Genomic DNA, 17,239 nt, shown 5'->3' on the forward strand with positions numbered 1-17,239 from the left:
TTTTGACAATAAACCCTCGGTAATTTCTGAGAATTTATTGTTTTTATTAAATGGCGATCGTCTAATTAATAAAAAATAAAAACGTTTTTTCCTAACGGGACTTCAACAAATTTTCAGCCCCGATCAAGCCCAAACTGGCTTTATCTGCAGCTTGGGCCTCCATGTTTTCTTGTTACCAGCGAACAAAAGGCGATCGTCCCCTGGAATGCTCTGACACCAGATATAATCCGTGCTCAAAAAACATCGCCGCATAACCGCAGCGCGCAATTTAGGGATGGTTGACGCTGCGGTTATGCGACAAATGCGATCTGCTTGACGCTGATGACCCGCCCTGTCTGGCGTGACTGCCGAGCCTGGTATATAACTCTCTCAAACGCTTAAAATCTCGTAGTTGGTCGGTGCACACTGCCCTCATAGCGTATTGGTGCGATCGATCGGCTTTACCTCATCCTACCGACTGGCGATCGGCAATAAACCTAGTTTATTCTTAATCACCTGTTAAAAGAATCAGATTTAACGATCGCAGCCTTCAATATTTCAAGGATTTGAGGGTCTTCTTCACCACCTTGACATGGCTGGCGCTTATAACATAGAGTAGACTTTTTGCCACATCCTAAGAGCGATCGAGTACATCCTAGGCTTCCCGTCCTGGCTGTTCCTATAAGTTTGAGTTAAACGGATATTTTTATTTATGAAGTCTCATCGATTTCAAGAATTAGATATGATGAGAGGCTTTGCTGCCTGCTGGGTAGTGGGGGTTCATTTTTGGTATTTCAATTTCTTGCCTCCTTTTTTTGGATACAGCCACTTTTTCGAGTATGCAAAAGTAGTAGGTCCAGCCTCGACGATTGCTAAGTTTTTTCCCCTACCCTTTAATAGTGTAGGCAATATAGTTTTGGATTTGGTGAATATATTTTTCTTGCTTGGATATCAGGGAGTTCATATTTTTTTCATTCTCAGTGGTTTTGGACTGGCTTATTCAAGAATTTTAAAACCTGATGAAAGCTGGATCAATTTTATCAGGAAAAAATTTTTCCGGCTCTACCCTACCTACTGGATACTTTTAGCTGTATCGTTTATAATTCCTCGGTTAAGAGCGGATTTATTTTATGGCTATTTTGATTGGTGGTCATTTTGGAGAAGTTGGATAATTCTCGATAAAGCCATACCGTTTTCTTGGTTTATGTTTCCACTAATTCAATTTTGTTTGTGCTTTTTTTGGCTATTTAAATATTTACAAAAACTTTCTATTGAACAGTTTCTCTTAACTACTTTTGTTATTAAAGTTATCTATACATTTTTAGTTTTAATCTTAGGCTTTAACAACGTCTTTTCGCCAATATTGGGCGATCTCAGTTATCCAGGATATTTAGCAATTTCAAGGTTATTTGAGTTTTGTTTAGGAATGGCCATGGCCAAGGTTTATGCAAGTAATCCTACTTTATTAATAAATTACCTAACTAAGCCCGTCACAATAGCCCTAGCAATATTTTTTGAAATATTGGGTATTATGGGTTGTTTCACATTTTCAAATGCAATAAAATTTTTCGGCGTGATTTTACCTTTTGGACTGTCTTTTTATGATGCTTTTATTGGATTTGGCATATTTGTAATCATTTTTAATATTTGTAGAGGTTTAATAAAAATTTCTTATTTAATAACGAGCTTCTTAACATGGATTTCTAATATTTCCTATGAACTATATTTAACGCAATTTATAGGGTTAATTGTAATACCCAAATTTTTTACTGTGGTGGTGCGAGGTGAACCTTCACTTTTGACTGCTACCCGTGCTATTTTACTTTATGTATTAATTATTGAAATTGGTATAGTTAATGCTTTTTTATTACAACAGCTAACAAACTCGATCGCCCGTCGAGTTAGATTCGCGATGGGTCTCTTTACCTCTGGTCTAAAATAAACTAAATTAGTAGTTAATAATCACGTGTTATCAAAAACTAGAATTCTGAATTTGTTTATAGGTCTTTTAATTGCCCTCAGCCTAGAGTTGTTCATCGGAACGACAACTTTTGCTCAAAACATCGAAACAATTAAAATTTCCGGTACTGCTGCGGGTGTCAGCACTCGCTACATCGGTGCAGTCGAGGGCAATATCAATTTCGACATCAAAGATTTGCAAGATTTGGGAATTAATACCTACCGCATTTACGGCGGGATGTCCCGGTGGGAACCCGAAGACGACGACGGTAAATACGGTTGGCCATCTATTGACGAAATTAAGACAAATTCAAATATAATTAATTGGGCGCATTGGGATCGGATTATGACTAATCCGCCCCAGGGTAGCGATTATTGGTGGTCGGGACAACCCGGTACGGTTTGGCAAGGCAATGCCAGGACTATTTTTAATACTCTCAAACAAACAAATATTCGCCCGGTTGTCAGCATTCGCAATGTTGATAATAGCTGGAATCCCAGTTGGGCGCTGCAACTGAATCCGCCGCGCACAGAAGAAGATTGGAACGAGTGGTGGGAACACGTTTTTGCTACGGTTTATTGGCTGAATGTTCGCAATGATTACCGCGTTGATGATTGGGAAATTCACAACGAACCGGACAATCGCGATCAGGGTTGGGGCGGAACTAAGGCTGACTATTTTGAATTGGTTAAGGTGGCAAAAGATGCGATCGACTTTGTTTACCAAACTTATTTGCCTTCGCGCACTTATCGCATCCACGGCCCGAAAACCGTAGGCGGCAGCAATTGGCCTGCTAGTGCTTTGCAGGCAATACCGAATTATTTCGATACAGTCAATGTCCACAACTACGATGCAGATATTTCTAACTACACCCGCAAAGTGCGCGGCTGGATGAACGGTACTGTCCGCGCTAACTCGCAGCTTTGGGTAGGAGAATGGGGAACGTACGAGATTAGCTACGGCGATTTATCTTTAGCTTTAAATTTGATTAAGAATCTGATTCGAGGCTCCCAACCGGGGGACAATTATATTGACGGCAGTCACATATTCTGTTTGTACGACTGGGGTAAGCAGGGACTGGCGGAAGGTTTGCTAGGCGACGGAGGGAAACGGCGCGCGGGCTACTATGCTTTGCGCATGGGAATTAGGGCTTTGCAGGGCGGGAAAGCTACATTTTTTCCTATCACTAACAGTTCGGATTTAATGGCAGTTGCAACTCTTGATGCTAGGAAGAATGTTTACTTGCTGGTTGTCAATGACCGAGCAACATCTTACACTGTTAATGCTGATATTTCGGAGCTGATAAAAACTGGTAATGGCACGGTGCGCGAGTTCAGTTCTAAAACAATGGATGAGGTTGTTGGTAACTTAAGGCTAAAGGGCGGAAATGCGAGTTTTGCACTGGCGGGGAACAGCGCTATTCTCATCAAGTTCGATCGCCAGAATTGAAGCTCAAATCCTCTGGGTCATAATTGGGATAAGATAGAATTAGTTATACTCAGAATTATTTATTTTCTGCCTGTTTAGCCCTAGAACCCTGAAACCCTGGAACCCTGGAACCCCTAATTGCACAGTTGCCATACCTAAGTCGTCGTGTTGTGATTCCCCTCCTGTCGCTGGTAAATTGGTAGCGTGCAGGTATCTTGCCTCAAACAGAATCCGAGCGAGAGTTCCGTTGAGGGGCAGAAAGTAGGGTGCAGTCTAGACAATCGCAGAAATTCTTGCTCGTAAACCCTCAGCAGTTAGGCTAGGCGAGGAATTACCCGCCCGCCTTCATCTGGGCCCTCTGCCAGATAGCATTGGTTCTGAAAGTCAGAAGCCGTTAATTATCAGGATATGGCACGGAATTAATTTTAAATGCCAAGATGCTGGAAGTAGGGGTGAGTTTAATCGTACAGAAACTTTGAGCGCGCTTGGAAATCTCGCGGGCAAAGCCTCTCAATCAATCTGCTGCTTGCGATCGGGTTTTTCCAACAAATATCACTTTTATGCCCCCTGATGTTTATTCCCTCCCTCAGTCAGGTCATCAACCGCAATCCCCTCACCGTCACCCCTGAGACGCCCGTAGAAAAGGCGATCGAGCTGATGAGTAGCACAGGAGCCAGTTACGTCCTCGTGGTAGAACCGCGCGGGAGTTCTCAACTCGGAAATCCCACGAACGGGACTTCCCCACAATTGCGGGAACAGTCGGGTTTCTACAACGGTGTACCGCGTGCGGTACAGGCAGGAGGCAACGGGCTGCGTCTCAACGGCTCAAAGGCTCCCTATGCGGGTGGGCAGACAGTGCTGGGGATTTTTACAGCGCGAGATATCGTACAGCTAAATTCGATCGGCGCTGCTTTGAGGGGATTTGCGATCGAGCAAATCATGATCAGAACCGTAACTGTAGCCCGAGAATCGGAAATTCCCGACTTTTTTGCCTTAGCTAATCTGCTGGAGAAAAATCAGATCGGCCATTTGCCCGTAGTCAGCGACGCTGAAGAACTTGTCGGTTTAATTAGCTCTCAAAGCTTGGTGCAAATGTTGCAGGGAATTGGGGAATCCACACCAAAAGCAATTAGCACCGCTTCGCCACCTGCGGCTTTCGCGTTCCCCCCGCCGCTGCCAATTCTGAATCAGAAATTAGAGCTACCCGCAAGTTTAATTAAACTTTATCAAATCCCTCAAATCGCAGGCTCGCGAATAATTCACGCTCCTTCTAATTCTTCGGTTCGCTATTTGGCGCAACTGATGTTTAGACACAATGTTAGTTATGTATTAATCACTGAAACACCCGATCAACAATCGACTGGTGCGGCTCAAAATTCCAAATTTACAAATCCCAACCTTCACAAACTGGTTGGGGTGGTAAGTTCGCGGGATATTGTGCAGTTGCAGGCGCTGGGAAGAGACTCTAACAAAATTAAAGCCGGAGCAATTTGCAGCAGTTCGCCACCGCTGGTGCGATCGCACTCTACCCTCGAAGCAGCCGTCGCGCTGCTGAAAAAACACTACTGCCAGTTGCCTTTATTAGTCATCAACGAAACAAATCACCCGATCGGGATAATCAATCCTAAAACTATTCTTTTACAAGCTCTGGATTCAAAATCTCTGCATTCTGGCTTAATTGCTTTGCAGAGGCAGCTAGAATCTAGCAACGCTCAATACAAAAAACTCTCCGCAGAAATACAGCGGACAGCCGCAAATAGCCACGAGGTGGCTGCTGAAATTTCTCACCACAGTTTCGTAGAGCGGCCAAATCTCTCCCCTGCAGTCAACAATCAGGGGATTTGGGACTGGAATCTCGAAACAGATGAGTTTTTTTATTCGGCACGGTGGCAAGAAATGCTGGGCTACCAAGAAGGGGAAATCTCGAATCGCCGATCGGAATGGTGGAGTCGCATCCACAGAGATGATATTGACTCGGTAAAGGCAGCTTTAGAAGAACACTTCGCCCAAAAGACACCGGATTTTGCAGCAGAATATAGGATGTACTGTAAAGACGGCAGCACTGTCTGGGTGCTGAACCGAGGTCAAGTTTTACGCAGCGCTACCGGCAAACCGCTGCGGGTAGTAGGAACTCATACAGATATTACTCCAAACAAGCAGTTTGAAGTCAAAAACCGCGAGCACGATCGAGAACAATTCCAACTATTTGACTCTTTGAAAGCAACAGTAATTTTCCAGATAGATGCGGCGGGGGTTTGGAAATTTCTCAACCGTGCTTGGACGGAAATTACGAATTTTGAGGTTTCGGAAAGTTTGCAAACTAATTTTTTAGAGTGGGTGCATCCAGATGACCGCGAGCAATGTGCAAATTTATTGGAGTCTTTGCTGTCAGGGAACTCGGAATTTGAACGACGAGAACTGCGATTTAAGTCCAAGTCGGTTTCGGGGAAAAACTCCTTGGGAATTCACAGTAATTCCGGGTTTGTTTCCGTGGAACTATTTGGCCAAGTCCGGCGGAATTCGCAAGGCGAAATAGCGGGAATTTTCGGAACTTTGCACGATGTCTGCAACCGCATCGAAGGAGTTGAGGAACTGCGGGAAAGCGAGCGGGCAATTCGATCGCTCTACGAGGTAATGGTGAGTTCGGAAGGCTCTTTTGACGATCGAACAATCCGGTTGCTGGCAATGGGCTGCAGTCAGTTTGGGATGGATATCGGGCTGTTGGGCAGGGTTTTGGGCGATCGCTACGAAGTGATTGCTGCTTATGTACCAGAAGATTTTCCGTTTGGGTTTGCTAAAGGAGACGGTTTTGCTTTGAGCAGAACCTTTGAGCGAGAGGTTTTGCGATCGAGCGAACCTATTTCTGTCGAATCAGCCGGCACTACTCAGTGGCGCAACCACCCCGCTTACAGCGTCCGCAAGTTAGAGGCTTTTGTGGGGACGAGGGTAATAGTGCAAGGGCGAATTTTTGGAACTTTGAGCTTTACTTCTCGCACCACTAAATCTCCTTTTAAACCGCTGAATTTTGAAATTTTAAAGTTGATGGGCAATTACATCGGCGCAGAAATTGCCCGCGAAGAGCGAGAGCGAACTTTGCAACGTCAGTACCAGCGCGTTTTACTACTCAAACAAATTACTCAAAAAGTGCGATCGACTTTAGATACTCAAGAAATTTTTCAGACTACCGCCACCCAAATCGGCCGCGTGTTTGGCGTCAATCGCTGTACAATTCATACCTATCTTTCCGAACCTTATCCGCACCTTCCTTGCGTCGCGGAATACTTAGAACCCGGTCACGAATCGGCTTTAGATTTAGAACTTTCTGTCACTTATAACCCCTATACAGAAAAACTCCTCGCTGAAGATATAGCCCTGGCATCTCCCGATGTGTTTGCCGATCCTTTGCTGGAATCTTCGGGGCCGATGTGCCGCCGCATCGGATTAAAATCTATGTTGGCTGTTCGCACTTCCTATCAAGGAGAACCGAATGGAATTATTACTTTGCACCAGTGCGATGCAACTCGCCAGTGGAATCCCGACGAAATTGAACTATTAGAAGATGTTGCCGCTCAAGTTGGAATTACCTTAGCTCAAGCACAACTTTTAGAAACGGAAGTTCAGCGACAGCGACAGTTAGCCGAGCAAAATGAAGCTTTGGATCAAGCGCGACAAGCGGCGGAAGTTGCTAATAGAGCTAAGAGCGAATTTTTAGCGACTATGAGTCACGAAATCCGCACTCCGATGAATGCGGTCATCGGGATGACGGGCTTGCTGCTGGATATGGAACTAACTCCTGAACAGCGGGATTTTGTGGAGACAATTCGTACCAGCGGCGATGCTTTGCTGACTATTATTAACGATATTCTAGACTTTTCCAAGATTGAATCGGGAAAATTGGATTTGGAACGCAGCCCCTTCGAGCTGCAAAACTGTATAGAAGAATCTCTGGAATTATTGGCTCCTAGAGCCTCAGAAAAAGGTTTAGAGCTGGCTTACTTTATTGATGATTCTGTTCCGAAAAACATTTTAGGAGATGTCACGAGGTTGCGCCAAATTTTGGTAAATCTGCTGGGCAATGCAGTTAAGTTTACAGAATCTGGGGAAATTGTGGTGTGCTGTACGGCTAGGCAAATTGAACAGGTAGCTACTAATAGTTTGCTGGAAAGAATTAATATTCTAGAGCCGCAACCGCTAGCAATTAACCAGGGAGAGTTGGGACGCAGCAGACAATACGAGATTCAATTTGCTGTCCAAGATACGGGAATTGGCATTCCGCCAGACCGGATGGATCGCCTGTTTAAAGCTTTTTCGCAGGTGGATGCTTCGACAACGCGACATTACGGCGGGACGGGTTTGGGACTGGCTATCAGCCAGCGTTTGAGCGATATGATGGGCGGTACAATGTGGGTTGTCAGCCAGGTTACTCCAGGAAGTTCTAAGTCTCAACCGGCCGTTTCTGCGATCGGACAAAGTATCGCTGGAAGGTCGCCTGCAGAATTTACTCCGCCGTCAATATCGGGTTCGGGTTCGATTTTTTATTTCACGGTGACTGCTGAAGCGAATGACATCCGGGCTGAGGAAAAAAGGCCTGAATTTGCCGCTGGTAAGCGCTTATTAATTGTTGAGCATCATGCCATTAACCGGCAAGTTTTGATCCGGCAGGCAGAGTCTTGGGGAATGATACCCGTGGCTGTAACTTCGGGTGCTGAGGCTTTGGAAATCATCAAAGGAAACTCGCCGCTCGATTTAGCTATTTTGGCGATGAATCTGCCAGATATGGACGGTGTGGCTTTGGCTGTGCAGATTCGGAAATTTGAGCTGAGCAATTTGTCGCGCGACGAGGGTCTAAATCCGGATGTCATCCAAGTTAAAAACCATCGTAAAATAGCACTACCTTTGGTGCTGTTTACTTATTTAAGTAAGGCGGAAGTTTGGAAAAAACTTGAAACTACAGAAGTACATTTTTCTGCTTTTTTAACTAAGCCTTTAAAACAGTCCCAGTTTTATAATGTGTTGTTGCAAGTTTTTGGATATGTTACTGGCAGAAGCGGTAGGGGAGAAGTTTCAAATGTGGTGACTTTGACTTCGGGATTGAAGTATTTTGAAAATTCTCAAGAACAGCACCGCGTGCAGCGGACGCCTGCTGTTTTGAGGCAGGTTGCGGCGAATTCTGCCGGACAGGATGCAGCTAATTCTAGTCAGATTCGGATTTTGCTGGCTGAGGACAATGTGGTGAATCAAAAAGTCGCTACGCATTTACTCGACAGGATAGGATATCGGGCTGATATTGCAGCTAATGGGTTGGAGGTTTTGGAGGCGCTGAAGCGGCAATCTTACGATGTTGTGCTGATGGATGTGCAGATGCCGAACATGGATGGGTTGGAAGCGACGCGCCGCATTTGTCAGGAATGGCCTGCTAACAAGAAGCCGAGAATTATTGCGATGACTGCTAATGCGATGCAGGGCGATCGCGAAAAGTGTCTGGAAGCAGGTATGGACGATTATATTACTAAGCCGGTACGCCGGGAAGAGTTGGCGATCGCCTTGAGCAAGTGTTCACCTCTGAATCGAGATGAATTGGATGCCGTTACTGAGCAAAACAATCAAGATATTTCCGATCGCATTGACAGTGATGCTGCGGGTTCTTCGAGCGTTCAACCGGCAGCCGATTCGCCGATTGATTTTCATATTTTGCAAAATCTCCGCGAGCTAGACGATGATGAAGACCCAGATTTTTTGGGGGAGCTGATTAAGATATATTTGGTAGACGCACCGCAACATTTAGAAACTATTAAGGAGGCTATTTTTCTAGGCGATGCTGATAGTTTGAAGCTGGCTTCTCACACGCTGAAGTCGAGCAGCGCCAATTTAGGAGCCGTGTCTTTTTCTGCGGTTTGCAAGGAATTGGAGTATATGGGTCGCGCGGCGGTTGAGTCTGGAGGGGAACAGGTTTTTGATGTGAGTACGGCGCGCGATCGCCTGTTGGAAGCTCAAGCGGAGTGGGAAAAGGTGCGGGCGGCTTTTGAGACGGAATTGGAAACGGGGAAGTTGCGATCGCAAATAGGGTAATTTGTTATATCAATTCCGGTTACACTCCTCCGGAATTGTTGACTGTTGACTGTGGACAGTTGACTGTTTGAACAATACCGATGCAACCGGAAACGATATTATTTGTTATTTGTTGGTTTTTGGTTGTTAGTTGTCAGTTTCAATAACCAATGTCCAATGCCCAATGCCCAATGCCTATATTTAACCTTCACCTAAATATGCTTTGCGAACAGTTTCATTTGACTGCAAATCGCTAGCAGTACCAGCGACTACAACCTGACCGGTTTGGATAACATAGCCGCGGTGGGCTACACTTAAAGCCATGCGGGCGTTTTGTTCCACCAGTAAAATAGTTGTTCCTTCAGCATTAATATCGCGGACGATACCAAAAATTTGACTGACTAACATCGGTGCCAATCCCATACTCGGCTCGTCCAATAATAACAAGCGGGGGCGCGACATCAAAGCCCGGGCGATCGCCAACATTTGCTGTTCGCCGCCGCTGAGAGTTCCCCCTTTTTGACTAATTCTTTCTCGCAAACGAGGAAATAAATTTAATGCTTTTTCCATATCGGACTTGATACCGAGAGTATCGTTGCGGAGATAAGCACCCATTTCTAGGTTTTCTTGCACCGTCATTCGCGGAAAAATCAATCGCCCTTCGGGACTTTGAGAAATTCCCAAACGGACTATCGCCTCTGTAGATAGTGCTTCTAAAGGCTTTCCCTCAAATAATATAGTGCCTTGGCGCGGCCGCAGCAGTCCTTGAATCGTGCGGAGAGTGGTCGTTTTCCCCGCCCCGTTGCTGCCGATTAATGTCACAACTTCTCCCTGTGAGACTGTTAGCGATACTCCTTTGAGAGCGTGGATATTTCCGTAGTAGGTGTGAATGTCTTTAATTTCCAACATAATTACTCTTTCTGCTTTGTGCTTTATTATATTATCCAGACTAATTATAAATTTTTATTGCATTTATTGAAAATTAACTTTTTTAGAGTAAGCAGTAATTTTACTTAGAGGAAGACTTAGCCTGAGCTGCCATACCATCTATTTTTAGTAGTCGGGCGACCAACTTTACAGAAATTTTAATCAAACCGAAGATTTCTTGACAGTAGCTTTACAAAAATCTCTCAGTAAATAGGTAGTATTAATTCGTAAGCGAAACCAACCGCTACAAGTTACCAATAACAGCAATTAAAAGTTTTCAAATTTAAGGAAATCTACCATGAAATTCAATCACATTAGTGGAGCGATTGCATTTTTATTAGCAACTCCTTTAGTAACCAGCTTGAGTGTAGGTATTGCGCCCAGTAGTGCTGCCACAATAGCCGGTACTGCGGCAGCAGTAACGATTGACAACTTCAGCCATACCCCGACTGACACAGGTACGTATACTAATACTAACGCTCAGACAATAGCTAACACCGGTTCAGTTATTAGCCAAGCGAACGCTGATGCAGTTTTTATATCTAACTGTCACGAATTGCTGGCAGCAAATCTCTCGCAAAGTGGAGTCATAGGCAGCGGGAATAACTATTCCGGTTTAGCCCAAAGTCAAGCAACAGTGATCGGCGACTTCTTCATTGATGCCGAAGAAACTTTTTCATTCAATTTTCAGACATTTTTAGCTCTTTTAACATCAGTGGACAACCCTCAATCCGAACGCGCCAGGGCGAATGGCAGTATATCTTTCTGGGTGATTAACACTGTTACTAACATTTTGTTAGACTCTTTTCAATTTGCCAGCGATTTAGACTCTTCTGGGGGAATTTATTTGAGTGGGTTCGCCAGCCAAAGCTTTAAGCCAACAAACATTAACTTTAATTTAATGGCTCAAGGAAGTACAGCAACCAGCCTCCTGTATACTTCTGGGGTGTATTCCCGGACATTCAACAGCGCTACTAACTTAACATTGGTAGAATTTAAAAAAAATATCGCAGAAGCAGAAGCAGTTCCAGAACCTAACACAGTATTAGCTACTGCAATATTTTTAGGATTGTTTGTCATGCAGAGAAAAAACAAGAAACAAATGTCGGAAGTCACATCAAAAGTTTAGGTAAACCCCCGAATATTAATCCGTAGGGTGTGCAAGGCGCACCTCCTATCGTTGCTGTTGAATTGCTCGTTATAAAATGCTGTCTTCCTAGGCGGGTTGATAAATATTATCGGTTTGCATGACAGATTTTTGGTAAACCCGCCCTAATTTTATTGGGTTAATTTGCCGTAAATTATATCCCTTATTCCGAGGATACACACTGCCCACCTCACTTATCTGTCGGCACACAATACCCATTATCCATGTCCATCTTCTTCTTTTCCCAAATATGCCTCAATTACGCGAGGATCGGCGCGAACTTGATCTGGAGTTCCCTCCGCAATTTTAGTACCGTACTCCATAACACTCACGCGATCGCTAATTCCCATCACCACTTTCATATCATGTTCAATCAGCAAAATACTCAAATTCAACTCATCGCGAATTCGGTAAATAAAGCGAGTTAAATCAGCAGTTTCGTTCGGGTTCATCCCCGCAGTCGGTTCGTCCAAAAGCAACACTTTCGGATCGGAAGCCAAGGCTCTCGCAATTTCCAATCTGCGCTGGTCGCCGTAGGAAAGGTTTTTTGCCAACTCCAGCGCTTTAGAAGCACCTAAACCGACAAAATCAAGCATAGTGAGCGCTTTTATTTTAGCTTCCCGCTCCTCCAGATTCGCAGCGGGAGGGCGGAGGATTGCACCCAACAAACCTGTTTTCAATCGGCAGTGTCTACCTACTAAAACATTATCCAGCACAGTCATGTTGTTAAACAAGCGGATATTTTGAAAAGTTCTAGCAATTCCGAAAGTTGTCAGGCGATCGGGAGGCAAACCCGTGATATTTTTATTTTCAAGTACCAACTGCCCTCCACTCGGTTTATAGATGCCGGTAAGCATATTAAAAAATGTGGTTTTTCCGGCACCGTTGGGGCCGATCAAACTGGCGATCGAGCCTTTTTCCAATGTTAAACTAACCTGGTTGACTGCCGTCAAACCGCCGAATCGCATTGTAAGTTGCTGTGCTTCTAATAATGACATTTTGGTTGTGTTTTCTAAAATTTTATAGTAGTGCAAGGGTAAAAGCTCGCGAATCAATTTGGGAAATTTTACGACAGATTCTCTAACGTACAAACACAATAAAACTTAAAAAGATTAGATTCTAGAGAACGGCGAGGGCGATATTGTGCGTGCAAATCTGCAGTCGAAAAGTCTTCAATAACTTTGAGAGTGAGTTCATCAGCCAAAGTTGCAATGTTTTCAAACCCAGTAATCCAGGGTGCATACATACTTTCGTATTTATCTATGTAATCATTGATATCTTGGTAGCCCGTAGTTCTCAAAATTACCTTTTCCGACATATAATCAAAGGACACTCGAAAATTATTAACATTGTCGCGAATTTGTTCTAACACAAATATTACATCTTTTTTGTCAAGCAAGGTAGTGTTACCTTCCCACAAAAAATATGTCGGTCGAGTGAAATCAAATTCACTTTGTTTCAGCAAGGAGATTAAACCGTCTTTTACGTAATCGCCGGGAAGGTAGCGAACATTAGCAGTAACTTTGTTAGCTTTGAGAGTTTCTTCTTTTAATTGAAGAGTCGCGCGGTCATCTATTTCAAAATAAATCACTCCTTCTCCATTAATTCTAGCAGCGCGAGTATCCAAACCCGAACCTAAAATAACTACTTGTTTGCAACCTCCTAAAATTTGATTGGACAAAACATCATCAAAATATTTAGTCCGCAACTTAATCATTTCTTTAGCGGCGGGAGAGTTTTGAGCTATTTGGCTAGCTACTTTTTTTGTTTCCTCATTCAGCCAGATTTTGACTACATTATCAGTATAGAGAGGAATTGCCTCTTCATTCTCTTCGGCTCTAAATTCCGCAACGATAAAAGCAGTACCAGTTACATTTTTCATGGCTAATCTTTCACCCTTACTAAGTAGTTGGTTACAAATAAACATTAGATGGGGACGGGGGTGTTTATACCCCTAAACTCCCTTGCATCCTAGATTCTTAGCTAAACCTGCCTACAAAATACTATGGTTTTTGCCCTTACCTACCTATTGACTTCTCGAATCTGCTAAAGACTCATTGCTCGCTTCAGCATCCGAATGCAGTTCAGCTTGGTGTATCTTATCAGGAATCAGCCCCTCCGGCCGCACGAGCATCATGACAACAAGAGTTAGGCCGAAGAGAAATAAGCGCATTTGAATCGGGTCTAAACTGGTGGCGAGAAACTCTTGCAACTGGGGAATTGCAATCCTGGGGAGTACAAAAGTATTCAGAAAACCCTTGAGAACTTGCGCTAATTGTGGCAGATAAAGCCGATCGGCAGACATGATAATGATAGCGCCCAAAATCACCCCCGTCATGTTCCCCAAACCGCCTAAAATCACCATACACAGGATGATTACCGACACCGAGAAATCGAAAACGCTGGGAAAAATCGCGCTGATATAGGCGGCGTAAAATGCGCCTGCAAACCCCGAAAACGTCGCTCCCATCGCAAAAGCCGAAAGTTTGGTTTTGACCAGGTTAATCCCCATCGCACTAGCCGCTAATTCATCTTCGCGCATGGCATTCCACGCCCTCCCCAAGCGGGAATCTCGCAGCCGCGAAATCATGAAGTAAGCGAAGACAACTAGCAGCAAAATTAGGTAGTACCAGGGAAAGTAGTTGCCAGTGCTGAAAGTGCCGACAATGGGGAGAGATGGACGCCCGATCGGGTTTATTCCCGCTTCGCCGCCGGTGAGGTTAAAAGGTCGATCGCACCCAACCAGACACAGCACCAACTCAGGTTTACCCAACAGGGAAGCAACAATCTTCGAGACTGGTTCGTCGATCCGAATCGCCGTTAAATTCCTAAAGACAACCGGGATAATTTCGCCAAAACCGAGGGTAACAATCGCCAAATAATCGCCCTTGAGCCGCAGTGTCGGAATACCGAGGATTACACCCGCAATCGCAGCTACACCAGCCGCTATCGGCAGTACCACCCAAAAGTTCCAAGCAATATTTAACTGCCCAGAAGATAGCAAAGCCGTTGTGTAAGCGCCGATCGCAAAAAACGCCGCATATCCCAAATCCAACAAACCCGCAAAACCCACAGTAATATTCAAACCCAGCGCCAACATAATAAAGATTTGAATTTGTACTACAGTAGCTATCCACCCAGTCTGAGCTTGAATGTCGATAAACGGAAACAGAATTAGAATAAAAGCTAATGTCACCAGAGTTGCCAGCCGCTGGCGTTCTCCTTGTAAACCCTGCAAAGCCCCCATTAACGTAGCTGTCAAAATTGCGATTGTCAAACTGCAAATCCCGTACAGCAGCGTCGTCGGAAAAGCAACAGCAGATTGACCAGACAAAGGTCTAATCAAAACCCCTTCTACCACACTTGCAACTAATAGCCAAACTCCCAATCCCAATCCTGCTAAACTGCCGATAGTCGCACCCATTTTCGGGCTGTAAACCTTCTGAACCCGACAACTCATAAACCCTGCCGCCGTACCCATCAGCCAGCCGATCACGGTGCCGCTCCAACCCCCGAATAACAGAACAGTCAAAGAGCCGATCGCCCCTAAAATACCGCTCGATTTGATCGCATTAATTATTTTTTTTGACATAGGAATAAATTATTAGTCATTAGTTATTAGTCAGCAGTCAGTAGTTAGATGCCAGATTGCTAGGAATCGCAGTTTTATAGATGCGACTGACGCGGGCAGTGCCAATTTCTGCCTCAAGCAACTCGATCGACGGCTGGTTCGGGAAACTGGTGAGCGGGCTAGCTACAGTTTAGAGTCTTTTGAGAGCGATTGTTTCACCACAGCGATCGAAACTTCAAATATACTGGAACTGTTACCGCAACACACTTCAAACGGGCGATCGCTATATGGTACAAGCACCTCAAAAAACTATCACCCTCGACGAGTTTTTGCAACTCCCAGAAACCAAACCCGCTAGCGAATACATCAAAGGTGCGATTTTACAAAAACCTATGCCGCAAGGAAAACACAGCACAATTCAGGGAGAACTCATCACGAGGGTTAATGCAGCGGGCAAACCTCAGCGGATTGTTTGGGCATTTCCAGAACTTCGCTGCACCTTTGGCGGACGTTCTATTGTTCCCGATGTCGCGATTTTTGTTTGGAATCGCATTCCCCTAGACGCTGACGGCGAAATTGCCAATACATTTAATGCTCACCCAGACTGGACAATAGAAATATTGTCCCCAGCCCAAAGCCAAACCAAAGTCACAAACAATATTTTGCACTGTTTGAATGCCGGTTGTCAGATGGGTTGGTTGCTCGATCCCGATGAAAAAAACATTTTAGCCTATCCCGCAAGGCAGCAGCCTATTTCTTTGCAAGAACCAACAGATATACTTCCGATCCCCAATTTTATGCCGGAAATGCAGTTGACTTTAGGCGAAGTTTTTGCCTGGATCAAACCTGGGAATATTTAAAACGTAAAATAACCTAAAACGTAAAACGCTATCGCTTTTAGTTCCCCAACTTCTTAAAGAAGTCGGGGGTTTGGGTGCGATGTTTTTTTTGATATACTTAAATGTCTCTTGCCATTATTTTAACCGCGCAACTTCAAACCTTCTCCTGAACATTCTCGCCCAACAAACCGCCTGGCCGAAAAGCCAAAATCACCACCAAAACGCCAAACACCCAAGCATTAGTCCAGCGGCTCGACAAATACTGATCGCTCAAAGACGAAAGCAACCCAATCAAAACCCCTCCTAACATCGCCCCCACAATATTGCCAATACCCCCCAAAACCGCCGCCGTAAAAGCCCTCAAGCCCGCCGTAAACCCCATCGTAAAAACAATAGTATTATTGTACAGACCAACCAGAATCCCAGCAGAACCCGCCAAAGCTCCCCCGATCAAAAAAGTTAGAGCAATAATCTGATCCACATTAATGCCCATAATTTTAGCAGCATCGCGGCTTTGAGCCGTTGCCCGCATCGCCTTTCCCAGACGAGTGTACTGGACAAACACATGAAGCAAAACCATCAATACCACCGCCACCACCAACACAATTAAATCTTTCGTAGTAAATACAATACTCGTTTGAATTCCCAAAGCTTTGAAAATATCAACTCGCGGCAACAAATCGGGAAAACTTTTCGGCGCAGCAGAATTAGAACCCATCACCGGGATAAAAGCTTTCAACCCTCCCCAAAACAAGCCCATATTTTGGAAAATAAAAGAAACTCCAATCGCTGAAATTAAAGGAGCTAAACGAGGAGCATTTCGCAAAGGCCGGTAAGCGTACTTTTCTACAACAATATTCAGCCCCGCACAAAATACCGAACATACAATTAAAGCGAGTAACATCACCGGTATAGCAATACCTAAAGGTGCGCCATCTTGCATCCCAAAAGCCCCGAACATGGTTAGGGAAGCAAAAGCACCTAACATATACAAATCGCCGTGAGCAAAATTGATTAACTCAATAATGCCATAAACCATAGTGTAACCCAAAGCAATAATTGCAATCAGCGCGCCGTTGACAAGACCAACTAATAATTGTTGAATCAAAACTTCAGGACTGCTGACTATTTCCCCCACAATTTTTGGCAAATCAAATCCTGCGATCGGACCTAATAGCAAAATTATATAAACTACAGCTAGATATAAGAGAATACTTTTCCAGTTCTTCATATTTTTGAGTGATTGGGAATTGGGAATTGGGAATTGGGAGTTGGGAATTGGAAATTTGGAAATTAAAAAACTTGAAAAATTTTTCTTCCTTCTTACCTCTTCTTTCTTC

10 protein-coding genes are annotated in these 17,239 nt (G+C 44.4%); 5 read left to right on the forward strand and 5 right to left on the reverse strand.

Going from position 1 to position 17,239, the window contains the following annotated elements:
- The first annotated feature begins 691 nt into the window (after positions 1-691).
- The 3 genes from QUA45_RS10625 (at position 692) to QUA45_RS10635 (ending at position 9,436) form a co-directional block, all read left to right on the forward strand.
- A complete protein-coding gene (locus QUA45_RS10625; protein WP_333220625.1) occupies positions 692-1,921 on the forward strand; it encodes an acyltransferase family protein in 1,230 nt (409 codons plus the stop codon).
- A 24-nt stretch (positions 1,922-1,945) separates the two neighbouring features.
- Positions 1,946-3,388, forward strand: a complete 1,443-nt coding sequence (locus tag QUA45_RS10630; protein ID WP_333100275.1) for a hypothetical protein — start codon at positions 1,946-1,948, stop codon at positions 3,386-3,388.
- A 549-nt stretch (positions 3,389-3,937) separates the two neighbouring features.
- Positions 3,938-9,436, forward strand: a complete 5,499-nt coding sequence (locus QUA45_RS10635; protein WP_333220627.1) for a response regulator — start codon at positions 3,938-3,940, stop codon at positions 9,434-9,436.
- A 180-nt stretch (positions 9,437-9,616) separates the two neighbouring features.
- Here QUA45_RS10635 and QUA45_RS10640 read toward each other — a convergent pair whose 3' ends face one another.
- On the reverse strand, positions 9,617-10,324 hold the full coding sequence (locus QUA45_RS10640) for an ABC transporter ATP-binding protein (RefSeq protein WP_333100273.1): 708 nt from the start codon (positions 10,322-10,324) through the stop codon (positions 9,617-9,619).
- Between the two features lie 316 nt (positions 10,325-10,640).
- Between QUA45_RS10640 and QUA45_RS10645 the strand changes: the two genes are divergently transcribed.
- Positions 10,641-11,471: a PEP-CTERM sorting domain-containing protein gene (locus QUA45_RS10645; protein ID WP_333220629.1), complete on the forward strand. Its 831-nt coding sequence runs from the start codon at positions 10,641-10,643 to the stop codon at positions 11,469-11,471.
- 236 nt (positions 11,472-11,707) lie between these two features.
- Here the strand turns inward: QUA45_RS10645 and QUA45_RS10650 are convergent, their stop codons facing one another.
- The 3 genes from QUA45_RS10650 to QUA45_RS10660 all read right to left on the reverse strand — a co-directional run bounded on the left by QUA45_RS10650 (position 11,708) and on the right by QUA45_RS10660 (position 15,081).
- The gene (locus QUA45_RS10650) at positions 11,708-12,487 is read right to left on the reverse strand and encodes an ABC transporter ATP-binding protein (RefSeq protein ID WP_333100271.1); all 780 of its coding nucleotides are present in this window, start codon (positions 12,485-12,487) and stop codon (positions 11,708-11,710) included.
- Positions 12,488-12,555: 68 nt separating this feature from the next.
- Positions 12,556-13,371 (reverse strand): class I SAM-dependent methyltransferase, encoded by an 816-nt coding sequence (locus tag QUA45_RS10655; protein ID WP_333100270.1) that lies wholly within the window; start codon positions 13,369-13,371, stop codon positions 12,556-12,558.
- Positions 13,372-13,515: 144 nt separating this feature from the next.
- Positions 13,516-15,081, reverse strand: a complete 1,566-nt coding sequence (locus QUA45_RS10660) for an ABC transporter permease subunit (protein WP_333100269.1) — start codon at positions 15,079-15,081, stop codon at positions 13,516-13,518.
- Between the two features lie 266 nt (positions 15,082-15,347).
- Between QUA45_RS10660 and QUA45_RS10665 the strand changes: the two genes are divergently transcribed.
- Positions 15,348-15,920, forward strand: coding sequence for a Uma2 family endonuclease (locus QUA45_RS10665; RefSeq protein WP_333220631.1), 573 nt, complete (start codon positions 15,348-15,350; stop codon positions 15,918-15,920).
- A gap of 133 nt (positions 15,921-16,053) precedes the next feature.
- On the opposite strand, the gene QUA45_RS10670 is transcribed toward QUA45_RS10665, so the two are convergent.
- On the reverse strand, positions 16,054-17,130 hold the full coding sequence (locus QUA45_RS10670; protein WP_333220633.1) for a branched-chain amino acid ABC transporter permease: 1,077 nt from the start codon (positions 17,128-17,130) through the stop codon (positions 16,054-16,056).
- Positions 17,131-17,239 lie beyond the last annotated feature (109 nt).

The organism is Microcoleus sp. Pol12A5 (assembly GCF_036701435.1).
Taxonomy (GTDB): Bacteria; Cyanobacteriota; Cyanobacteriia; order Cyanobacteriales; family Microcoleaceae; genus Microcoleus.